The organism is Bacillus sp. SM2101, assembly GCF_018588585.1.
Classification (GTDB): Bacteria; Bacillota; Bacilli; order Bacillales; family SM2101; genus Nanhaiella; species Nanhaiella sioensis.
On sequence record NZ_JAEUFG010000020.1, the window covers coordinates 13360 to 37968 of the forward strand.

General features: G+C 35.2%; 18 protein-coding genes, 1 other RNA gene and 1 pseudogene. 13 read left to right on the plus strand and 7 right to left on the minus strand.

Translation table 11 applies throughout. The features are described from left to right. Positions 1-89: 89 nt before the first annotated feature. Complete coding sequence (locus JM172_RS17270; protein WP_352223737.1) at positions 90-698, minus strand: transporter; 609 nt, start codon at positions 696-698, stop codon at positions 90-92. Between the two features lie 1485 nt (positions 699-2183). Then, positions 2184-3302 (minus strand): glycosyltransferase family 4 protein, encoded by a 1119-nt coding sequence (locus JM172_RS17275; protein ID WP_214483629.1) that lies wholly within the window; start codon positions 3300-3302, stop codon positions 2184-2186. A gap of 766 nt (positions 3303-4068) precedes the next feature. Between JM172_RS17275 and JM172_RS17280 the strand changes: the two genes are divergently transcribed. Beyond that, on the plus strand, positions 4069-5139 hold the full coding sequence (locus tag JM172_RS17280; protein WP_214483630.1) for a cytochrome D1 domain-containing protein: 1071 nt from the start codon (positions 4069-4071) through the stop codon (positions 5137-5139). Positions 5140-5601: 462 nt separating this feature from the next. On the opposite strand, the gene JM172_RS17285 is transcribed toward JM172_RS17280, so the two are convergent. Together JM172_RS17285 and JM172_RS17290 are read right to left on the minus strand one after the other, a co-directional pair. Continuing rightward, entirely contained in the window at positions 5602-6456 is an 855-nt protein-coding gene (locus tag JM172_RS17285) for an SDR family oxidoreductase (RefSeq protein WP_214483631.1), read from the minus strand. A 256-nt stretch (positions 6457-6712) separates the two neighbouring features. Further along, a complete protein-coding gene (locus tag JM172_RS17290) occupies positions 6713-7567 on the minus strand; it encodes an SDR family oxidoreductase (RefSeq protein WP_214483632.1) in 855 nt (284 codons plus the stop codon). 847 nt (positions 7568-8414) lie between these two features. Here JM172_RS17290 and JM172_RS17295 point away from each other — a divergent pair. The 6 genes from JM172_RS17295 (at position 8415) to JM172_RS17320 (ending at position 15465) form a co-directional block, all read left to right on the plus strand. Then, a complete protein-coding gene (locus tag JM172_RS17295; RefSeq protein ID WP_214483633.1) occupies positions 8415-9161 on the plus strand; it encodes an alpha/beta hydrolase in 747 nt (248 codons plus the stop codon). A 154-nt stretch (positions 9162-9315) separates the two neighbouring features. After that, a complete protein-coding gene (gene rnr, locus JM172_RS17300) occupies positions 9316-11640 on the plus strand; it encodes a ribonuclease R (protein WP_214483635.1) in 2325 nt (774 codons plus the stop codon). Between the two features lie 173 nt (positions 11641-11813). Continuing rightward, positions 11814-12284, plus strand: a complete 471-nt coding sequence (gene smpB, locus JM172_RS17305) for an SsrA-binding protein SmpB (protein ID WP_214483637.1) — start codon at positions 11814-11816, stop codon at positions 12282-12284. A 166-nt stretch (positions 12285-12450) separates the two neighbouring features. Further along, positions 12451-12808: a transfer-messenger RNA gene (gene ssrA / locus JM172_RS17310) on the plus strand. Between the two features lie 878 nt (positions 12809-13686). Further along, positions 13687-14190: a hypothetical protein gene (locus JM172_RS17315; RefSeq protein WP_214483638.1), complete on the plus strand. Its 504-nt coding sequence runs from the start codon at positions 13687-13689 to the stop codon at positions 14188-14190. 255 nt (positions 14191-14445) lie between these two features. Then, on the plus strand, positions 14446-15465 hold the full coding sequence (locus JM172_RS17320) for a cytochrome D1 domain-containing protein (protein WP_214483639.1): 1020 nt from the start codon (positions 14446-14448) through the stop codon (positions 15463-15465). Positions 15466-15760: 295 nt separating this feature from the next. Here the strand turns inward: JM172_RS17320 and JM172_RS17325 are convergent, their stop codons facing one another. Beyond that, a complete protein-coding gene (locus JM172_RS17325; RefSeq protein WP_214483640.1) occupies positions 15761-16198 on the minus strand; it encodes a hypothetical protein in 438 nt (145 codons plus the stop codon). 477 nt (positions 16199-16675) lie between these two features. Then, positions 16676-17899 (minus strand): MDR family MFS transporter, encoded by a 1224-nt coding sequence (locus tag JM172_RS17330; protein WP_250886739.1) that lies wholly within the window; start codon positions 17897-17899, stop codon positions 16676-16678. Positions 17900-18375: 476 nt separating this feature from the next. Here JM172_RS17330 and JM172_RS17335 point away from each other — a divergent pair, with 476 nt between their 5' ends. The 5 genes from JM172_RS17335 (at position 18376) to JM172_RS17355 (ending at position 22933) form a co-directional block, all read left to right on the plus strand. Then, entirely contained in the window at positions 18376-19155 is a 780-nt protein-coding gene (locus JM172_RS17335) for a hypothetical protein (RefSeq protein WP_214483641.1), read from the plus strand. Positions 19156-20120: 965 nt separating this feature from the next. Continuing rightward, the gene (locus JM172_RS17340; protein ID WP_214483642.1) at positions 20121-20771 is read left to right on the plus strand and encodes a bifunctional transcriptional activator/DNA repair enzyme AdaA; all 651 of its coding nucleotides are present in this window, start codon (positions 20121-20123) and stop codon (positions 20769-20771) included. Continuing rightward, positions 20761-21309, plus strand: coding sequence for a methylated-DNA--[protein]-cysteine S-methyltransferase (locus tag JM172_RS17345; RefSeq protein WP_214483643.1), 549 nt, complete (start codon positions 20761-20763; stop codon positions 21307-21309). Before JM172_RS17340 ends, JM172_RS17345 begins: the two co-directional genes overlap by 11 nt. After that, on the plus strand, positions 21302-22015 hold the full coding sequence (locus JM172_RS17350) for a 2OG-Fe(II) oxygenase (protein ID WP_214483644.1): 714 nt from the start codon (positions 21302-21304) through the stop codon (positions 22013-22015). The genes JM172_RS17345 and JM172_RS17350 overlap by 8 nt, the downstream gene beginning before the upstream one ends. Positions 22016-22114: 99 nt before the next feature. Continuing rightward, on the plus strand, positions 22115-22933 hold the full coding sequence (locus JM172_RS17355; protein WP_214483645.1) for an SPL family radical SAM protein: 819 nt from the start codon (positions 22115-22117) through the stop codon (positions 22931-22933). A 131-nt stretch (positions 22934-23064) separates the two neighbouring features. Here JM172_RS17355 and JM172_RS17360 read toward each other — a convergent pair. After that, positions 23065-23157, minus strand: a pseudogene (locus JM172_RS17360) (helix-turn-helix domain-containing protein); the annotation flags it as partial. 203 nt (positions 23158-23360) lie between these two features. On the opposite strand from JM172_RS17360, the gene JM172_RS17365 reads away from it, so the two are divergent. Continuing rightward, a complete protein-coding gene (locus JM172_RS17365; RefSeq protein ID WP_214483646.1) occupies positions 23361-24605 on the plus strand; it encodes an MFS transporter in 1245 nt (414 codons plus the stop codon). The last annotated feature ends 4 nt before the right edge of the window (positions 24606-24609 follow it).

A 24609-nucleotide genomic window follows, 5' to 3' on the forward strand; every position in this document is an offset into this window, starting at 1 on the left:
CAAGCGTTTTTCATTATGAGTATTGTCTTATTCAATTCAAACTGCCCCTAGAAAAGACGAACGATAGAGAGACGAGTAGTTTTACCAAATTATTCACCTTTGCGTTGGATCCTAGTAAATTTCAAATAAAAGGGTTCAATTCTATTGAAAAACCACTGAATCACCAACCCGTGAATGACTACTCCGACTATTGAATTAAAAGTTACACAAATATAACTTACAGTGTGATTTACCTGATATATATCACGTCCAAAAAACATCAATTGCCCTATCACAAAGTAAAAAGAATGCCAAAAAGATATAATATTGTTCTCTAGTTGCCATAATAGCAGTGCTTCTACAGAAAATATTATCAATAAGGCTAAGATAATAAGTAATTTTGATAAATTAGATATCCGTTGAACCAATGGCTGTATATAATATTTTGTAATGGTCTTAATCCTAAATAAATAAATGATTCTTACAAGGCGGGCCAATTGAAAAAATTGATCAAATGGAATAATTGCAACGATGAGTAAGGGGTTATTTTTTATGAATTCCCATTTGTTTTTCACAAAAATTAATCTACAAATGAAATCTAAGAAAAACACAACCCAAACTATCCAACTTATAATGGAATTAAAAGAATTTTCTATCCAAAAAGTAAGTATGATTAAAATTACTAAGCTTATCATAATTAACTCATATAAGATCTTCACAATACATTTACCCCTTTTATTCCTTTATCAGTCAACGAACAGTTTGTAATTAAAGAAATTTTTCAATATCTATCGTAACATCTTACAAGTTACCAGATGTGGAATTGTACGTTTCCAAACATTTATGATATAGAAAAGCAATATCTGCATAAAATAAGAAAGACCGCAAGTGTCTATAGAACTCACGGTCTTACACAATAGACGATTCCCTCAGAGCTGACCACTCTTAGAAAGCCCATTTTAGTGAATTAAAGAAAGTTGGGTTATATTGATCAGCGCCCAGTTCTTCTTGTTTGCACAGGTTCTTCCTTTTTAATTTTCTCAATTGTTCTTGTAATATGTCTATGAATCTCGCTATAAAAAAATGATCCTATGAATGGTCTTTTTCTCTCCTCTTCCTTTCGCGAAAAAAATCTACTATTTTCCTCTATACTGGTAGAATTATCTGTCCATAACCTCCAAAATATAATCGTAGATTTTTGTGGTGATTTTATAACTATATCCTTATGTCCGAATCTATTATTAGTATCTACGTCTTAAGTGTATTACATTTTACTAGCTAAGAGAGATTTTATCATTTTACGGTCAGAATACCCCACTTGAATCAAGACCGTGAGATCTGATAAGTGAAGGGGAGTATAACAACCTACTTTAAGTGGACTATGTCACTGTAGTTTTTCGATATTTAAAGACAATTTGAATTGTTAATATTGCACTTACTAACATAGCTATTATTAGTAAAATCCGTTCATGATAAGACAAATTAAAGCCAAAGCTTAAACTAAACCAAAGAAGACAACTTAGAAGATTCGAACTGAATAATAACCCCCAAATAACTCCTTTAATTTTTATGTATAACGCACTACCTATTAGATATTTGATATATATAAAGCTAACTATGCCTACTACTAATACAAAGATTAATGATTTCATAAATGGCAATACAATAGGCTCTTCCCAGGGCATATCAATCAGAATTATATTAGCGTAATATATCATATTGAACATAAAGACAAAAATTAGTATATACAAAAATAATACCCATTCACTTACATAAATCACTGGGAGTAAAATCTTTTTAATAGTTTTTCACCAACCTTATTACTCCATAGTCTTAAACATAACTTTGTTTCGTTAATTTAGAACAGCCCTTCACCATCCCTATGATTATTTTAACATAAAATTACAATTATACTTTATCCTTATTAAAGAAACATAGCGAATAGCAATCTATCACATAGTGTTTAGCAGAGTGGTAAAAGTTATAATCATTTTTTCTAGTTCTGTAAGCAACGATAAATAGTTGTTAATTAAGAAGAGAATTGTACATATAGTATTTAGAAGTATTGATATATTATTTATATAATAAATAGGAGAACTTAATGGAAGAGATAAGCTCATTTGATCATTGTCGAATGGCTTTAGATTATGATTGGGATTATTCCTCCATTCCTATTACTTATTTAAAATAAGTAATTAGGAGTGTTACTTAATACTACTTACAGTTGTAAATAACAATTCTCTAGTCTGTTCCCCAGCTTTTTTCCATGAAAATTGTCTAGCCCATTTTTTCAATGCTGTTGCTTCTTTATAATTATTAGCTTTAAATAGTGTCTCCTCTAGCGCATTAACGATAGAATCAACTTTATAGGGATCACAATAAACAGCTAGTTCACCGCCTACTTCACATAATGAAGATACATTTGATGTAACGACTGGAGTACCACAAGCCATTGCTTCGATAACTGGAAATCCAAAACCCTCATATAATGAAGGATAAACAAAAGTTTCAGCATTTTTATAAAGGGTTGGGAGGTGTTCATCAGGAATGTAACCTGTAATAACGATGTCATTAAAATATTTACTGTGTCTTATATTAGTGAATAACTCACCATAAGGCCACAACCCTCCTCCAACTAACACTAATCCAATATTATCGTTATGAGCTTCTCTTAATTGTTCATAAGCATTTAAAATTCGTTGGAGATTCTTTCTAAATTCGAACGAACAGACTGATAAAATATATGGTTTATTTATATTGTACTTATTCAGTATAGCTTGGCTTTTAGATGTGCTTTCGACTTCTTGTTCTGACAAAAAAATATTATCTAGTCCTGGATATATAACAGTAATTCGTTCTTCCTCAACAGAAAATAACTCGATAATATCATGTTTAGTATGATTTGACACTGCAATGATATGTTCTACATGTTCCACTGTTTTACGAATAAATTCATCCATTAATTGGTGAATTAGCGTATTATTATAAAACTCCTCTAGCTTTAATGGGATTAAATCATGAATTGTTAATACTGCTTTGAAATTTCGTTGTTCTGGAATTGAATAAAATGGAGAAAACACTAAATCCAATTCAGATGAATTCCCTGCTAATTCTATGCTTTTATTTGCATACTCAAAATTATAGTTGGGTAGTTCGATACTAATTCTATTTAAATGATTTAAATAATCAACAGGTCCACCTAGCAAATAAAACTGGTCCTCATAATCTTTTACTATTTCATTAATTACATTATGAGTATACCTTGCTACACCGGCTCTATGTTGACAATCTAACACCCTTGAGTCTAATCCTATTTTTAGCAATAGTTAATCACCCCTTTATCCTATTTATAAATATTTACCTACCTTATCCAGAATTAATAATAGCTTTCTATAATATGAAAGAGCTAGACACCATCAGTGATTTTGTTCAATTTAACTACACCAACGATGAGTCGGGTGAAGACTCTACACCGACCCAATCCTACTAGAGATTTAGGAGGCTTATATCCAAATAATGAAACTGAGAGAAAATAAATAGATATATATAAAGTCTTTTAGTTAAAGAATGAATATGAATAATTAACATAAATAAGAACCTTAATCATTAATTCCATCTAACACTACAGATGCTCACTCATTTAAGGATAATATGCATCTTTTTCATTGTGGTTTATATTAAATAAAGCTCGGGAGAAAAGTTAATACTTTCTGAGGGGGGAATTTTAGAAGTCTTTTTACAGAAGTAAATATGCTGGAAATTCAATATTATGTATGCTTATTGGTGGTTCTACAACATCGACAGACACACATATACTATATTAAGAGTAATTTAAGGATGGCTAGTGGTTATTAACGAAGAGTTGTTTTGGAAAAGTCTTTTTTTATGTGCCCCCGATAGCGAAACATGTTTTACTACACGTCAAGTAGTAAGGAGTTACAGAAGAAATCCTTCTTCATCAAACATAATAAGTTTTATGGTATCTGAGATATGGATATTATTTATAATTATTAAATTATGTTTATTCGTAGCATTCCTATAGATAAAATCGTTTTGATCCTCAATTATTCGAAAGAAGGTGTTTTTTTTATGACACTTGCCTATGTCACAAATCAAGGATCAGCAACTGTGTCGGTCATTGATACGAAGACCCACAGTGTCATTACTACAGTGGATGTGGAAAGTGATCCGTTTGATGTAGCAATAACACCGGATGGAAAGCTTGCCTATGTCACAAACAATGCCTCAATGAACGTGTCAGTTATAGATACGAAGACCCACAGTGTGCTTGCTACCGTGGATACCGCTGGCACTCCTGCTAATGTCACCTTTACTCCAGATGGCAAACTCGCTTATGTTACAAACGCATCGTTTATGGGAACAGTGTTTGGTATGTTCACGACAGTCATCGATACAAAGACACACTCCATAATAGCTACCGTACCAGTGGGATCGAATCCATTTGATGTAGCAATAACACCGGATGGAAAGCTTGCCTATGTCACAAACAATGACTCAAGAAACGTGTCAGTTATAGATACGAAGACCCACAGTGTGCTTGCTACTGTGAATACGGGTGGTGCAGCTGCTTCAGTTACTTTTACTCCAGATGGCAAACTCGCTTATGTTACAAACGCATCGTTTATAGGAACAGTGTTTGGTATGTTCACGACAGTCATCGATACAAAGACACATTCTGTAATAGCTACCGTACCAGTGGGATCGAATCCATTTGATGTAGCAATAACACCGGATGGAAAGCTTGCCTATGTCACAAACAATGAATCGAGAAATGTATCGGTTATAGATACGAAGACCCACAGTGTGCTTGCGACCGTAGATACGGGTGGTGCAGCTGCTTCAGTTACTTTTACTCCAGATGGCAAACTCGCTTATGTCACGAACACAGAGGTTTTTGGGACAGATCCGTTGCTAGGTATGTTTACGACAGTCATCGATACAAAGACACACTCCGTAATAGCTACCGTACCAGTGGGGATGGGTCCAGTTGATATAGCGATAACACCAGCTGGAAAGCATGCTTATGTCATAAACAATGGATCAGGGGACGTGTCTGTTATAGACACGAAGACGCATAGTGTGCTAACTACTGTGCAAGTGGGGATAAATCCTAGGGCTGTCGCATTTACGCCTAAATAACTTTCAATTTACAAAGATGTTAGTTATTTGGAAAAGTATGTATTGCAAATGAATCATTATTATATGACACAATGATTAATAAGTTGAATAGTTCGAAGAGGTAAGCGTAGCTTACTATTGGACTAGTTGAAAATTATTCATGAAATGGCGCTGTTCGGTAATGATACTAATTACGTCTTTCTTTATGTTTTGAGCAATATTTTAGTAACCTATATATAAATGCTTTGTTATTGTTATTAATCTAAGAAGCCGAATTCCAGAGGGAATCGGCTTTTCTGCTTTGTTTTTTAAATTCTACCTTCTATAAATAAGATCCTAATTAGTTCCAGCGCTTTTTCAGGGTGATCAAGGTGCTTAAACAATTCTAGATGTTCAGCCTAAAGTGGTGTAGTCTTGAGTCGAAAGGAAAACACCTTCATCTTCATGTGTTATGCTTCCAGTATCTGCATCCTGCTTTTCTTTTTACCCATTAACTATTTTTCCACCGTTTATATGTAGTATTTGACCAGTCATATATGATGAATCATCACTAGCTAAATATACATATGCTGGGGCAACTTCACATGGTTGTCCTGGGCGTTTCATTGGCGTATTATTTCCGAATGTTGCTACCTTTCCGCTTGAAAAGGTGGAAGGGATTAAAGGGGTCCAAATTGGACCGGGAGCAACACCGTTTACACGAATACCTTTCCCTACCAATGACTTTGCCAATGATCTAGTAAAGGCAACAATTGCACCTTTTGTAGCTGAATAATCGATGAGCTGTTCATTTCCTTCATAAGCTGTAATAGAAGTAGTATTAATAATGGCACTTCCTTGCTGTAAATAGGGTAATGCAAACTTTGTAAGATAAAAGAAGGAGAAAATATTTGTTTTAAACGTTCGTTCTAGTTGTGCTGAGGTAATATTAAGTAACCCACTTTGTGGGTGCTGTTCTGCAGCGTTATTTACAATGATGTCAATCTTTCCAAAAAGCTCTATGGTTTGCTTTATCGCTTGCATACAAAAAGATTCGTCACCAATATCACCATCAATTAACAGACATTTGCTACCTTCTTTTTCTACAAGGTCTTTTGTTTCGGTCGCATCTTCATGTTCATTCAAATAAATGATAACAATATGTGATCCTTCTTTTGCATAATGTATAGCGACTGACCTTCCTATTCCACTGTCCCCACCGCTAATAATCGCAACTTTATCTTTTAGTTTACCACTCGCCTTATAGGAAGGCAGAGCTGAAACTGGTTTTGGATCCATCATGTTTTCCAGGCCAGGTTGCTGATTTTGATGCTGTTCAGGTATTTTACTTTGGTTCATATGGAAATCCTCCTTCGTCATAATGCTATTAATAGTATGGAAGTGACGATAGAGAATTATTTATAGGAAAGTGTAATATTATAAGTACCTAGCTATCATTTTTTTAGGATGTTTTCATATAGACTTTTGTTTTTTGTACGAAAAAATAAACATACTAAAAAATTCTATGGCACCTATTCTTCTATAAAACGATGAATGTTAAGTGAAACGACGTTTTTATCTATATAGCAACAAAGTTTACGTTAAGAGCCGTTATTTATAAAGAATCGTTTGTTAATTCTACGGCAGCTTCACTCCAGCTCCATAACCTATGCGCAGCTTCGTTATCTTGAGCTCGTTTTGAAACTGGAGTGATCTTCTTTTTATAAAAATACTCTCCAGTTATACCTTTAACTTCAGGGCTTGTAGCGAGATAAACAGCAGTAGCTGCCCCTTCAGCTGGTGTCAGGAAAAAATACTTCAACAATCCAACGACGGTCTTACCGAAACCTGTGTTGCGGTCGACACCAATATTTGTAGCTACTGCGCCAGGATGGAGAGCGTTTACAGTAATAGAGGATTCTCTTAATCTTTCAGCTAACACTTTAGTGAATAAAATATTCGCTAGTTTAGATTGTGAATAGCTTTTAAAAGTCCTATATCTTTTCGTTAGGTTAATATCGTTAAAATGTATTTTTCCAATTTTATGAGCTCCAGAAGATACATTAACAATTCGAGCTTCCTTAGAGTTTTTCATAACATCTAGCAATAAATTAGTTAACAGAAAATGTCCAAGATGGTTAACACCTATTTGTGCCTCATAACCATCTACTGTTTCTTGCCTTTTTAAAGAGATAACCCCAGCGTTATTCACTAATATATGCAAAACATTATATTTTTCTTTAAATTGTTTGACGAATGAACGAATACTTTCAAAGGAACCTAAATCACAGAGCATTAAATCAATTTTGTTTGAATTGCTTTGTTCAATCGCTTCCTGTAAAGCTTTGTTACCACGTTCTTTATTTCTACAAAGCATGATAACTGTAGCCCCAGTTTTGGCGATTTCAACGGTTGTTGCCAACCCCATTCCTGAGTTAGCTCCTGTTACAATCGCGATTTTTTCATCCATTTATATTCACTCCCCACGAATTGTAGTATTATAGATAACTCCTATATTGACAAGGAAATCTAAATGTTATTATATCGTATATTTTACAATTATATGAGATTTGTAGCTCGTGTATCACATAGCGATACAATTAGGGTTGATTGAAAATTCGATGTCTATTAGCACGATAATCCCAACTTAAGTTCTGAAACAGGCTATATAAGTCTCCGATGACAGCAGCCGGGTCTCTCGAAAATAAAGATTAAGGTCGAGATGGAGAAGAGACAAATCTGACATAAAGCTAAATTGATGTTTTTTATTACAAAAATTTCTATTTTTAATATAGACTCTTTTTGTAAACTTTGTTCCTTTGTTATATTAGACCGAAAAAGGGGTTTGATAAGATGCCACGGATTCTAGTTGTGTACGTGTAAATATACAAAAAACTTAATAAGCTGGTATTATTTATTTTCTCTAAGAATACTTTCGTACAATCTAAAAGTAATACGCTTTTAAATTCTTCCATGCTCCGTTACCATTAGATGTGGTTTTTGTTGGTGGTTAACGTCTGAGTGTAATGGTTCTTTCATTAATGTAGAGATATCTAATGCTTCACCACAGCGATTTTTAAATTGTGTTCCATTTGGATTGCCGATTAGACAATTATTTTATGGGAGAAAATCTCCAACTTTAGGTGCAAAAATGATGTTATTTTTCCATTCTACATGAATGAATGGTTAAGTCCGATATACATACTATGAATAAAGATTTATTAAGTGAGAAAATGGTGAATTTGATCTATAATAACGTTTATATGGTTTTGAGCAAACTATAACAGTATTTTGCATCGTGAAAAGGAGAATATACAATGAAACAAGTCGTCCCAAAGCCGTTTACCTTTGAAGCAGGCGAACGTGCGGTGTTATTATTGCATGGCTTTACAGGTAATTCAGCTGATGTAAGAATGCTAGGAAGATTTTTAGAAAAGAAAGGCTATACGTGTCATGCGCCTATTTATAAAGGACATGGTGTTCCTCCAGAGGAGCTCGTTCATACAGGGCCAGAGGACTGGTGGCAGGACGTCATGGAAGCCTATCAACACTTAAAAGATAGAGGACATGAAGAAATAGCCGTAGCAGGTCTATCACTTGGGGGGGTATTTTCGTTAAAATTAGGTTACACTGTACCTATAAAAGCAATTGTTCCTATGTGTGCACCGATGTATATTAAGAGTGAAGAGGTCATGTACGAGGGTGTACTTGATTATGCAAGAGAATATAAGAAGTTTGAAGGGAAATCTGTTGAACAAATTGACATAGAAATGCAGCAGTTTCAGCAAACGCCAATGACGACCTTAAAAGCACTACAGCAGTTAATTGCTGGTGTTAGAGATCAAGTTGATTTAATTTATGCACCAACATTTGTCGTTCAAGCAAGACACGACAACATGATTAATACAGACAGTGCTAATATTATTTATAACCGCGTAGAATCACCAATTAAGGAATTGAAATGGTATGAGGAATCTGGCCATGTGATTACACTTGACAAAGAGCGGGAGCAGTTGCATGAAGATGTTTATGCCTTTTTAGAAAGTTTAGATTGGAATAGCTAATTATTATATAATCAATGAAACAAGCGAGTTTAAAAAGAGAAGGGTAGAAGAATTTGTTGTATTTCTATGAGGTTACTACCCTTAGTTATGGAGTGTCTAGTATAATATTCCAAACAGGCTATGTGAAAATGCTTTAAAAAGGAGGGGAGATACAATGGATGAAATCCAGCAACATACCGATAAATTGCTATCTTTTATGAAAGAAGAAGCGTATAAGCCATTAACAGTACAAGAATTAGAGGAAGCGTTTGGTATAGAAGATTCATCTGATTTTAAGCAATTTGTCAAAGCACTTGTCTTAATGGAGGAGCAAGGGCTAGTCGTTAGAACAAGAAGCAATCGCTATGGGCTACCAGAAAAAATGAATCTAGTTAGAGGCACGTTAACAGGTCATGCAAAAGGGTTTGCGTTTGTCGTTCCTGATGACAAATCACTTGATGACGTCTTTATTCCACCAAACGAATTAAAAAATGCAATGCATGGCGATGTCGTCCTTGTTCGCATTAACCCACATTCTTCTGGCTCAAGAAAAGAAGGGTCAATCGTAAGAATATTAGATCGTGGTATTAAGGAAGCTGTAGGGACATTTGTGGAAAGCAAATATTTTGGGTTTGTTATTCCTGATAATAAAAAAATTGTAAATGACATTTTTATTCCGAAAGGGAAGACTGGTGGTGCAGTTGAAGGACATAAAGTTGTCGTTCGCTTAACTAGCTATCCAGAAGGTAGAATGAGTGCCGAAGGAGAAGTTATAGAAATATTAGGTCATAAGAATGACCCGGGTGTCGATATTCTTTCCATTATTCATAAACATGGACTACCTCAAGAATTCCCATCTGCAGTAATAGAAGCAGCAAATTCAGTTCCTGATACTATATCAGAAGATGACATCAAAGATAGACGTGATTTACGTGACCAAGTTATTGTGACGATTGATGGTGCGGATGCTAAGGACTTAGATGATGCTGTTATGGTAACTAAATTATCGAATGGTAACTTTAAACTGGGAGTACATATTGCCGATGTCAGTCATTATGTCCAAGAGGGGGCAGAAATTGATATTGAGGCGCATGAAAGAGGAACGAGCGTTTATTTAGTCGATCGTGTGATTCCGATGATTCCACATCGGCTTTCAAATGGGATTTGTTCCTTGAATCCTCAAGTAGATCGATTGACCTTATCATGTGAAATGGAAATAAATGAAGCTGGTGATGTCGTTCATCATGAAATATTTCAAAGTGTCATAAAAACGACTGAACGAATGACGTATACGGATGTAAACAATATTTTAACTGATAAGGATGAAGAGTTAAGAAACAAGTATGATTCTTTAGTGCCTATGTTTGAGGATATGGCTGACCTTGCTGAATTGTTACGTAACAAAAGGATGCAACGTGGGGCAATTGATTTTGATTTTAAAGAGGCAAAAGTTCTAGTGAATCGAGAAGGTGCCCCTTATGATGTCGTACTTCGAGAGCGGTCAGTAGCAGAAAGGCTTATTGAAGAGTTTATGTTACTTGCAAATGAAACTGTCGCTGAACATTTTCATTGGATGAATGTACCTTTTATATATCGTATTCACGAGGATCCTAATCCAGAAAAGTTAAATCGCTTTTTAGAGTTCATTACAAACTTTGGCTATGTAGTAAAAGGTTCAGCAAATGAAATCCATCCTCGTGCTTTACAGGAGATTATTGAGGCAGTTCAAGGACAACCAGAAGAGGTTGTTGTATCAACAGTTATGCTACGCTCTATGAAGCAAGCTAAATACGACCCAGAAAGCCTTGGTCATTTTGGGTTATCGACTGATTTTTATACTCATTTTACGTCACCAATTCGTCGTTATCCGGATTTGATCGTTCATAGGTTAATACGTACATATTTAATTAATCGTCAATTAGATGAAAAGGTTCAACAAAATTGGCAAGAGAAACTACCAGAAATTGCTGAGCATTCATCAAGTATGGAACGACGTGCGGTCGACGCTGAGCGTGAAACGGATGAACTTAAAAAGACGGAGTTTATGGAAGATAAAATTGGTGAAGAGTTTGATGGAATTATAAGCTCAGTTACTAATTTTGGTGTATTTGTTGAATTACCAAATACAATTGAGGGGCTTGTTCATGTTAGCTATTTAACAGATGACTATTACCGCTATGATGAACGCCACTATGCCATGATTGGTGAACGAACGGGAAATGTATTTCGTATTGGGGATGAAATAGCTGTAAGAGTTATTAACGTAAATAAAGATGAACGTTCAGTAGATTTTGAAGTAGTAGGTATGAAAGGTCGCCGCAAAACTTCAAAAGACGTACCAAAGGTCATCCATGCTGGCAAAGGACGCAAAAAAACGCATTCTTCTCGGAACAAACAGCATGATAAGAGCGAGAATGATGGAAAGAAAGCCCAGAAGAAAAAGAAGTTTTACGAAAATGTCCCTAACGCTAAGCGTAAAAAGAAAAAGAAAAAGCGCTAGTACTACATAGCTACGAGTAAAATCGTAGCTATGGATTTCTTTAGTATTAATAATATTGCTTGCACAATACGTATAAATATTTGAAAGTTGTATAGAGGAGTTGTTAATATAGTTGCAATCTGAATTGGGCCTCTGTTAAAATATAATATACGTTTATATAGGGGGAACAATTGATGCCACGCGGTCAAGGAAAAGTTATATCACAAAATAAAAAAGCATATCATGATTATTTTATTGAAGAAACATATGAGACTGGCATCGTTCTGCAAGGTACAGAAATAAAATCGATCCGAGCAGGTAGAGTTAATTTAAAGGATGCATTTGCGAGAGTGCAAAATGGCGAGGTATTCCTCCATAATATGCATGTAAGTCCGTATGAGCAGGGAAATCGTTATAATCATGATCCACTTCGAACAAGAAAGCTGTTATTGCATAAGAAGGAAATTAGCAAGCTGATCGGGTATACAAAGGAAAATGGTTATGCTATCGTTCCACTTAAGTTATATTTGAAGAATGGCTTTGCAAAAGTATTACTCGGCCTAGGAAAAGGAAAGAAGAAGTACGATAAACGTGAGGACTTAAAGAAGAAAGAAGCAAAACGTGAGGTCGAAAGGGCATTCCGCGATCGTCAGAAGTCATTTTAATTACCTATAAATTGTCAATTGAAAAATAATGTGTATGTGCTATAATAATAAATGTAGTTAAGATAACAACACTAATTAACATAACTTAATATATATTGTAGCTTATCTATCCGTTTGTTACTTCCTTAAAGTTGTTCATCCTAAATATTGAACAACATTTTATAATGGGGACGTTACGGATTCGACAGGGATAGTTCGAGCTTAAGTTGCGAGTCGAGGGGATCGGCCTCGTTAAAACGTCAACGCCTATAACTGGCAAAGAAAACAATAACTTCGCTTTAGCTGCTTAAGTCAGCTAGCGGTTCCTCCCTCCATCGCCCATGTGGTAGGGTAAGGAACTCACTTTAAGTGGGCTACGCCGGATTCCACCGTCTGAGGATGAAGGAAGAGAACAATCAGACTAGTAACTTGGAAGCCTGTCGATAGGCTGAAGAGTCTGCGAAATACTAATATATCGACTACACTCGTAGAAGCTTAAGTGACGATGTTTCTGGACGTGGGTTCGACTCCCACCGTCTCCACCAAATACATACATTTGGTGGTTTTATTTATTTTTGTGACGTAAAGCATAAATCTTCCTTGTTGGAAGGTTTATGCTTTATTTTATGTAACGAGATAAAAAACTTTGTGTTTGATAAATAATTTACTTTAAACTCATAGTAATTTAATAACTTAGTATATTTTTCAGTAGTTCCAACAACTGCTTTTTGTTCAAGCATAATATACACTGCATTTTCACTTTATTGTTGTATATATATTGGAAGCTGTTCCTAGTTTGAGTCTAGTCATTCAGTGTTGGTGATATTTAACTCCTTGTGTCTACTGATAAAAAAGTTATGAAATAATGGGCAAGGGGTACTCAAATTTGACTCAAAAGATGGTGTTTGGAATTACAACAACGATGATATATTTAAGGTAGCTGCAGAAGCAATAGGAGAAGGAACACAATCCACAAGTGATGACCCTTGTTGGAAATTAGGGCCATCCTATGAAACTTATAAAGATTAAATTAAAACATATGGGCCATCATATCTAAGTATGAATCATGAACCTTATGGTGAACACACAGTTACTGTATAAGGTTATGCAAAGTATAAGACAACATTTAGATTAGAGATCAATTTTTAATCAACCGTACTTATTATGATGAGTTTGTTCGTATTAACGACCATTGGGGAACTACAAGTGGAGGTGCTTATCTATACTTAAACCTTGCTGGGTCAAGCTTTTGGTATTTACAAGGTATTGAACCAAATTAAATAGTTCATTTAAAGGGGGGGATATATTACTCTACACTATTATAATTTTAAGAGTATTGTTCGGAGAATGGATAGACTCAAAACTATCCAAAGAGAGTGTTATACCCCCTGAAAAAAAACTTTTATGAATGGAGGCTTTTATATTGAAAAAGAAGGCCACAGTAATAGTTGGTATTTTATTATTATTTATTACCATCTATGTTATCTATAATTCTTTCTTTAGTAAGACTGCATCTATAAAGTCAGAAATAGGTGCAGAGAAATTAGAATATATAGGTATTGTAGAAAGTGATTTGTTTGATGAACGACCTCATCAAGAAGGGTATTTAAAAGATAATTCTGAATTTATAATTTATAATAAAGATAAGAATAATTATTATATCGTTAAATCAGGAGAGAATCTTATTGATACTGACATCCAATATACACAAACCTATATATTACCTCTTTTTAATACATATGATGATACTTCCATTGAGTCAAAACATTTAATCATTAAGTTCGAAAACGGTTTAAAAGTGGATTCTACCTATTTTTACAAAGTAATACATTCGAAAGGTGAAGATAAATTTTTGAGTTTCTTTTTTAATGAGAATACTTTTTTTAATACATTTCAAGATGGTTATAAAAAGCTTGTAGATTATTAGTGAACTATATATTTTATCCCATATAATGCTTTCAACTTGTCGAATATGAATAAGGACTAGTTCTTATTTGTTAACATCAGCCATTATTGTAATTAGAAGATCCACAGAAAAGGATTAATGAAATTTGTAGTGAAAGTTAAAGGGCTGATTTCAGACCTTCTTTTTTTGAAACACATGTGATATTAAAGTGAGTCAACCCACACCAACGTACATAGAGTATAGTAACAATAAAAAAATGATGTTGGGGTGGATTTTATGGGAGTTGCTTATGTTAGGGCTGGTAGTATGATATCTGTAATTGATACGAAAACACATAGTGTGATTGCAACAATACAAGTTGGAGGGGTGCCAGTAAATATAGTCTTTACACCAGATGGGAAGTTGGCTTATGTATCAGATACTGGTGAAAACAATGACACAGTATCTGTCATAGATGTGAAAACACATAGTGTGATTGCAACAATACAGATTGGGAACAATCCAGATGATGTAGCCTTAACACCAGATGGGAAACTAGCTTATGTGACTATTGATGGGGAGAGCACATTATCAGTGATTGACGTGAAAGCACATAGTGAAATCGCAACAGTGCAGGTTGGAGGCAGTCCAGATAAAGTCGTCTTCACACCAGACGGGAAACTAGCTTACGTATCAGCCACTGGTATGGACAACGGCTCTATATCTGTAATAAATGTAAAAACACATAATATGATTGCGACTATATCGATTGGTGCCGAGCCGAATAAGATTGCTTTCACGCCAAACGGGAAACTAGCATATGTGACTATTGATGATGAGGGTATTGTATCGGTGATTGATGTAAAAACTCACAGTGTAATTGCGATTATACCTGTTAGTGATTTTCCAAATGATATAGCTTTTACCCCAGATGGGAAGGTGGCCTATCTTAGAAGTCAGAACCCAAATAGGTTAGTTGTTATGGATACAAAAACACATAGTGTCATTGCCTCATTAGATGTAAATGATGTTGTATCCGATATTTCCTTTACCCCAGATGGAAAGTTGGCCTACGTGCTATTACTTAATATTGGTGATTTACTTGTGATAGATACAAAAACACATAGTGTCATTGCAACTGTTGGTAATATTGGGGCTTGCAATAATTTTGTTTCAATTGAACCTAAAGGACAGTTTGTCTATGCATCGAGTGCAGATGATAATAAAATATCAGTGATTGATACGAAGACGCACCAACAAATCGCGACGATTAATTTACTCGATAGTGCAGGTGATGTTGTATTCTCACCAAAATAAGAATAAATAAACACAAAAATAATAAGTGACGGCCCGTATCTTTATTTTAATTAGTGAACTCAATGATTTAAAATCTATAAATTTATTAGATTAAAGACAATTCTGAATTTATTATTCCACAATTTGGTGCAAGAAGGTAGTTAAGGGTATCCAGACTACATTAAGAATAATACCTATTACAAATAGGTCAACCAGAAAGTTACTGGATGACTTCATAATACGATATAGCGCTGTTCAGTAATAATACTGAAAGCGCCTTTCTTAATGTATTGAGCAATATTGTTAAACAAGGTTACTAAGGGCTAAATTCAACCCTAATCCATTTTTTGTAAAAGCTCGATATAACCACATAACCTAAAAATGTAGTAGCATATAGACTAAGACCACTTTCCCAGCTATGAGCCTGGAGCTCAAAGAAAAGAGGATATCTCGGAAGGTAAAAATAACTTATTATAACAATAAACATAGCTGGTACGCCTAGTAATAGAAGTTTTTCAAGATGAAGTTTCCATTTACCTTGCTTTTTGATTTCTTTGTAAAAAGTCGGTAATCCAATCACAATACCGAATATGAAATTAGAAATTACGTAAAGAGTAGAATACATATAAAACGAAATTGAAAATCGTTCCCACTCTGCATTAAACCAATTATCAAACTTACTCTTAAAGAACCAAAACACTATAAAAACAATAAAATAAATTGCATACTCTTTAATTTTTTTGTAAGAAATCATTTTTCCCCTTCTTATTAATTTAGTGATAATAGAATTTTAACATAAAAGACAATGGTATAAGAAAAGCTCTTTTTTCAATAAACCAGCTCATGTTTTATCACGATTTTCCAATAAAAACTTTATTTATCCATGCTATACTAAAATAATCCATGACAAACAACCTTCCGAATATACAGTTTGGAAGGTTGTTTTGCTTTTAATATGGTACAGATCCAGTGTAAGAGCTTATTCACACAAGCGATAGCGGCAACCACGCTGAAATTAAACCAGTAACTTGAATTAATTATAAATTAAGGTTTGAAAATAATGATCAATATCCAAACTCATCGTATACATCATTAATCATACCATTTTATTTTATTAAAAAGATTGTATTGGAGGAGTGAAGATATTGAGGTCTAATGTAATTAAACCTGCTTTATACTCATCTCTTATTTTGTCTCTGGTATTTATAACTCTATCCCTAAGTAAAATCTGTTATAAACTATATCCTACTTTCCGATTTGTTGACTTCATTAAGCCCTTAACATACAGAAGAACGGGGAACCCAAGTGAAGAGACTAGTGCCAACACACTAAACAAAGTAAAATGGTTTGTATAACCGAAATACTCCAACATAAGCCCTCCAATCAAAGGACCGAATGATCCTCCAATTGCAGTAAAACCCATCGCACCAAAATACAAACCTTTTAAGTCATGTGGTGATATTTGATCAATAAATAAATCTGTCATTGTAAACATCATTACTTCACCGACCGTAAATACGAAGACCGACAAGAATAAAAAGGGTATAGAAGTAAAAAACGCAAAGCCTAGTAACCCAATAGATGTCGTTAATGTTCCTATCATGATTGATGTTAGTGCGGAATAACGTTTTCCTATCCTTGTTACTGGATATTGGACAATTAATACTGTTATAGCGTTAAACACGATAAGGTAAGAGAATACCTCTACACCATTTGTTATAATTGGTGAGGAGGCTAAATATTGTGGGATGGTTGAACTAAATTGAGAATAACCGCACACCCCCATAATTAGTCCAATGACTGCGAAAAAAAATACACGATCAGCACTAAGTACCTTCAATGCTTTTGCCATGGTTACTCGTTCACTTGTTTTAGTGTTTAAACTATCATCAATTTGGTTTATAGAAAACATGGCAAGCAGAACAATAAAGTAAAAAGCATAAATAACTGCAGTCACAAAAAATGCTGATGTTGAAGATGAGCTACCTATCTTTAATCCAATAAGGGGACCTACTGCAGCACCGATATTAATGGCTGCATATCTAAGGTTAAACACCAACAGTTTATTTTTTGGCTTAGTAACTTTTGAAAGTAACGCCCTAGACGATGGCTCAAAAAAAGAACGACATAAACCATTTAAGGCATTTAAAATAAAAAACGTAACTACACTTTCTGCTAAAGCAAAGCCAACAAAAACAAAAATCCAAATAAAAATGGAATATTTCATGACCTTTTCTTGCCCATATAAATCTGACAAATAACCACCGATGAAACCACCAAATAGGCCTACAATTGAACTAACTCCAATAATAGCACCAGCAAAACCTGGACTAACCCCCTTCACTGAAGTGAGGTAAATTGCTAGGAATGGGATTGTCATAAATGTAGCCATTCGAGCAAAGAGTGTACCAATGATTATGGTGAGACTTATTGGATGAATTCTTCTGATTCCCAACTTACACTCCTCCCTCCGAGTTACTCTATGTATCCTTCGTTCAACTCTATCGAAGGTGATAAGAGTTTTCTTCTCTAGATCAGCTTATTTCATTATACTAAATATGTATCAAGGACGGTATGAGAATTAAGAATGATATATTAATACAACTTTAGAATGAGAGGTTAGTAATAGTGAGAGGCGAGGCATTCCTGTTTTTGTTGAATCATATATATTTAGTCAAAATACTTGAGACGATAAATTGAGGAGTTACTTTTTCCATAGAACAGTTATATAAATGAAGGGTGTTAAATATTGAGCAAACATTTATTACATATTGAAGGGTTGTTGTATTTATTACATCGCTTTACTTCTATTATTAAGTTGGAGCATTATTAGTGATCAAAGTTGTAACCTTTTTGTAATCTTCTTTTAAATAAATCGTAATAAAATACAATCATCAAGAAGAAAAACCAAAAAATTGGAGGTTATACAACATGATAAAAATCATAATTGCTAGTATGTTAACAATGTCATTAATCGGTGGAGGGTTAGTATATCAGAAAACCGATTTTGCAATAAATGATCATAAGGTTACATTATCTGAGAGTGAAGAATCACAAGAGAATCCGATACAAAGAGAAGATATGGAAAATTTTGATGAAATAATGAAGGAGCAAATGGCAAAGTTTAAAGGTCCGAATGAAGAGAGTATGTACGATTTGTTAAATCATACATTTGAAAACCCAGATTGGACCTTTGAAAGTGATGATTATAATGCAATGCTATTTCATGGGACAAAGAATAGTAAAGGATATTATATATTTTTTTACTATCAACAAGAAGATATAAATATAATTTTAGATGGACAAAGCATAAGAAAAACGAATGAAGAATTTAATGAATGGCTAAGTGAATTTTCAATAAATAATAATCAGGTTACATTATCCGATACAGAAGAATCACAAGAGAATCCGATACGAAGAGAAGATATGGAAGATTTTGATGAAATAATGAAGGAGCAAATGGCAAAGTTTAAAGGTCCGAATGAAGAGAGTATGTACGATTTGTTAAATCATACATTTGAAAATCCAGATTGGACCTTTGAAAGTGATGATTATAATGCAATGCTATTTCAGGGGACACAGAATGGTAAAGAATATTATATATTTTTTTACTATCAACAAGAAGGTATAAATATAATTTTAGATGGAGAAAGCATAAGAAAAACGAATGAAGAATTTAATGAATGGCTAAGTACAGAGTTACTTTTATAAAGACTCTTTTCGTAATCTTTGTTGCTATTGTTACCAAATTCGTACCATAATAGTGTTTTTATATGGTAGTCATCGTTTTATAGATGAAAAGATGCCACGATCTCTATTTATGTACGTGTAAATGAAATCTTTATGGATAAGGAAAATTAGAAAGAGCTTTGACAAAAAGTTTAAAACGTAATACGAATAGTTGTTGTGTCACTCTGGGATAGAAGGATTTTATTACCCCTCTTTAATCATATACTGATATTATTCACCAACATGGCGCTAATCTGAAATAAAGATTAGCGTCTCTGTTATTTTAGGGTCATGTGGAATAACTAGTATTTTTGATTAACAACGGAAAAAGCTAGAATAAAAACAAAGAAATAACTTTAGCCACTTCAAGGTGGTATATGTTAAGATTTTTAATTTCTTTATAATTAGGTTCTTTTGACATTGTTATCACCCCTTTTTCATTTTGGATAATTATACCATGTCATTTTATCTAAAACTATATGTTCATTTGTCTTTTATAAACAAAAACAACGAACACTAAGTTCGATGTTTTTCCAAAAAACTTTTGAAAAAGTTATTCTTGTGCGCTTTTGAAGATATTTAATCATGATCAGTAACCCAAACTACATGTCCCTCCCTTTAACACACATTTCTCGTGTTCATTCCTTACACCATAGGAAAGGCCTGAAGATATTTGTCATTATGCTGTTTTACACTTTGACCAGTTATCACATGACGTCTTTAGGATTCCAAACAATTTATGAAACGTTGACCCGATTTCACAAGTGTATATTTGGGATAAATTGAAGTCGAACTGTTGCCTGGATTCACAGGTTTTTCAGCGTGACCTGACTACGTATATTAATATAACAACATGTCATTGGAGATTTCGTTATCTTGCTATTACATTCTAAAATACATACATAAGCTGAGTTTCAGGTTTATACTAAAGCTAGAGGTGATTCATAATGACAGACGATTGGAAAATGAATCCACATTGGGCTTTTCAACAACCAGACTCTGACAAGCCAATTCTATCCGCACCTGTTTCTGATGAACAATGGGAGGCCATTGCCAATAATGATGTTTCTTATGACGGACAATTTTTTTATGCAGTGAAAACAACAGGGATTTTTTGTCGCCCTTCTTGCAAATCAAGATTACCCAATAGAGAAAACATTGGCTTCTTTGAAAATGCTAATCAAGCATTAGCCGCACATTTTCGCCCATGCAAACGGTGCAAGCCAACAGGGAAAAGGTTGCCAGATGAGGAGTGGATTGCTTTCATAACCGAATATGTGGATAGCCACTACAATGAAACGTTGACGCTTGAAGTCCTTGCGCTTATGAGCCACGTATCTCCTTATCACTTGCATCGAACGTTTAAAAAAATCAAAGGCATGACTCCAGTGGATTACATTCAGCATATCCGATTGGAAAAGGCAAAAATGTTATTGACTACTATCGATGACCCGATTGCTGAAGTCGGTAAATCTGTCGGGCTTTCCAATACGCCTTATTTTATTACGCTGTTTAAGAAGAAAATCGGACAAACGCCTGAAGCTTATCGTCGACAGCAAAAACAACGCTTGAAGGAGGCTTTTTCAAATGACACTTAACAAAAGCATCTCTCTCTATTGGTCCTTGTTTTCTTATGAAAACTGGAAGGTTTACATTGCTGCAACAAGAAGAGGCTTATGCTTTGTCGGATCGCATAATCAACCATTTGAAGAATTGGTGCAATGGTCAAATCATTACTTGCCTGGAAACGATCTGATTCAAGATGACGAAAAATTGCAACCATATGTAGATGAGCTTAATCGTTATTTTCAAGGAAAACTCAATCGTTTCACGATTCCAATCTTTTATCGCGGAACACTTTTTCAGGAAGCTGTATGGAAAGCACTATGTGATATTCCGTACGGTCAAACTCGATCCTACTCAGATATTGCTCGTCAAATTCGAAGACCTACTGCGGTTCGGGCAATTGGGAGGGCCATTGGAGCAAATCCAATCCTAATTACGGTTCCATGCCACCGTGTGATCGGCAAAAATGGATCGCTGACGGGATATCGCGGCGGAATGGAAATGAAAACACATCTGTTGGAACTTGAACGAGGCTCAGCTACCAATGAGAAGGAGCAACAACATGTCTAAACAACATATAACATCTTTAGCCGATCTCAAATGGGCAGAACTGCATCAAATGCTTGATGAACAGGGCTACGCCAAACTGCCACCACTTTTAAATGCGGACTCGTGCGCTAGTCTTATCAATAGCTATGAAGACGAATCTCTATATCGCAAGACCATCGACATGAAGCAATATCGTTTCGGAATGGGGGAGTACAAGTATTATCAAACGCCTATTCCTGATTTATTACAACAACATCGCGATATATTGTATCCGGAACTTGCGAAGGTGGCCAATCGCTGGTTAGAACAGCTGAATAGATCACCCGAGTACCCAGAAACCTTGGCAATGTTTCTCGATCAATGTCATCAGGCGGGGCAGAAACACCCCACTCCACTAATTTTGAAATATGAAGCAGGGGGCTACAATTGTCTCCATCAGGATTTGTACGGTGATATTTTCTTCCCTTTTCAAGTCGTGTTTACTCTGAACCAACGGAACGAAGATTATACAGGCGGTGAATTTTTACTCATCGAACAGCGACCACGGGCACAGAGCAGAGGTCATGTCATTACGCTGAATCAAGGTGAAGGTCTCATCTTTCCAACCCAACATCGACCGGTATTGGGTACGCGTGGCTATTATAGGGTGACTCTGCGACATGGCGTTGGCACGGTCACCTCTGGAAAGCGGTATAGTTTGGGGGTTATATTTCATGATGCGAAGTAAACCCAAGCCGACATGTCCTCCATGTAAGCATGTAACAAATCAGCATTGCTGCTTCTTGTCTAATCCGTACACAAAATATGATTTAGCAGGTGGTTGCAGATGACAATTGAGTATTTATATAAAACGCCGAAAACATTGCTGAATAAGGGTACTGGTTTTTTGTCCGGATATAGCCACTCATTGAATCCATATACGGGATGTGCATACGCCTGCTCGTATTGTTATGTGCGTCAAATGCCTGTCTCCACTTTTCGTAAGGCAGAATGGGGAACTTGGGTAGACATTAAGAAAGATGCTGCGTCTACATTTCAAAAAGAATTGCTCAGAGCTAAGACAAGAGGACCGGTCACCATCTTTATGTCATCTAGCACGGACCCTTATCAATCAATCGAACACAAAGAGAAAGTTACGCAGTCTTTACTGAAAATCATGGTGGAAAGTCCACCGGACTTCCTGCTTGTTCAAACACGAAGCCCACTTGTTCGCAGGGACATTAAGATGTTGCAACAGTTGGGAACCAAAGTTCGGGTAAGTATGACAGTAGAGACTGATAGAGAAGATATTCGCAAGCATTTTGCGCCGTACGCTCCTCCTATTCCGGCAAGGCTTAAAACACTCCAACTGCTTGCTGAATCCGGTATTCCCACACAGGTTGCCATCGCACCTGTATTGCCAAGTAGCGAGCGATTTGCAGAAATATTGCGGCCCCTGGTTAGCCGAGTATGTATTGATGATTATTTTATGGGGGACGGCAGCGGTGGGAAACGAACATACAAGTTGGGCTTACAAGAATTATATAGAAATCTAGAAATGGAAGAATGGTATCATCCTTCCGCCTATCAAATGGTTTATAAGCGCATGCGACAGTATTTTTCAGAAGACGAACTTTTCATTAGCCAGAGGGGTTTCGAACCATAGTGCTGTCATAAGGACCACCTTGTCTTCATTTTGGAACTAAAAGTGTTTTGATACTGACGTGGTACAAATGTTATATGAAAAATATGGCTTCACCTTATCTTACTTATGTTGTACAGGATCTTTATATGTATCTGCCATTTAGCTAAAAAATGATTGTATACAAAACGACTGCAACCTATAGTTTTAGCAATTGATCGTTTTTGTTCTTTGTTTGGATAGATTATAAATTAAAAGGTTTTATTGACGAGCACCGTCTTCACCTAACCTATCTATTAATAGGTTGATTGTTCGATATCACAAGCGAGTTTTGGCTTGCGCCAATGGTCAATTAACCCCCACTTAACCTTTACTCGCTTTGCATTGTTTTTGTTTGAAGTGGGGGTCTTCTGACTGGGAAATGATAAATATGAATTAACGGGGTTGTATTATGAAAAATAACAAACATTTTAATTTTTACAAGCTTTGGCTAGGACAGTCTATAAGTTTGTTAGGTACCCAGTTTACACTAGTAGCTTTGCCACTTTTTGCATTAGAGGTGCTAGAAACAAGTGAGGCGAATGCTGCCTTGCTTCGTGGGATTATATTCATCCCCTACCTAATTTTCGGATTAGTAGCTGGTGCTTTGATAGACGTCCTTCACAGAAAAAGGGTTTTGCTAATTTGTAGTATATGCCAAGGCGTTTTATTTTTATCAGTTTTCATACTGACTGTAACAAATATAATGACGTTCCCTTTATTGGTGTTTCTCATGTTTTTAAACGGCATATTTACTACTTTTTACAATATTGCAATTCCTTCTTTCTTGCCGGAAATATTAACAGATAAAGATAACTTGAAAAAAGGAAATGCTCAACTAGCTCTATCGGAGTCTCTTTCTATAGTAATTGGTCCTATGCTAGCAGGAATTGTTATTACTCTAGTTGGATTAACAGGCTCATTCACTGTTGACGCAGTAACGTATTTTGTTTGTTTTGTATTTGTATTATTTATTTCAAGGTTTAAACCGCATACAGAGGGCTCTTTAAAAAACGTAAATGTAAAATCCATTTATAAAAACATATATGAAGGGTTGATATATTTTAAAAAACACCCTGTGTTAGAACCAATTGTAAGTTGTGGCGCTGTTTACGGTTTTTTTAAATACATACTAAATAGCATTTTAGTAATATTCCTTTATAAGGTAATGGGTCTATCTGAACTTGAAATAGGATTTATTGTAGGTTCAGCAGCGGTAGGATTTTTAATAGGCAATACGATACTTATGAAAAAAAGTCAACAATTTAATAATACAAAAGTGCTTATTTATAGCGCTACTGTATCAGTTATTGGTCTGTGCTTTATACCGATCATGGGATATTTGGGAACCGTTATCGGCATAGTAGCTGCAAGTATCATACATGGTATGGGAGAAGGAGTATTTGGCCCTTACGCTGCAACCATACGACAACTTGCCTCACCAAGCCACATGCTAGGCAGAGTGAATGCTGTACAGCGTACGCTTAATTGGGGAGCTTGGGCATTAGGAAGTTTTGCTAGTGCATTGTTAGTTTCAATATTTGGACTTCAAACTACGTTATTTATAGGGGGCTTCGGAACAACATTGTGTTTAATAGTGTTGTTAAGGCGAGGCGTATCAAAAGGAACCAACATTGAATATATGACTTCACTTTAGAGGA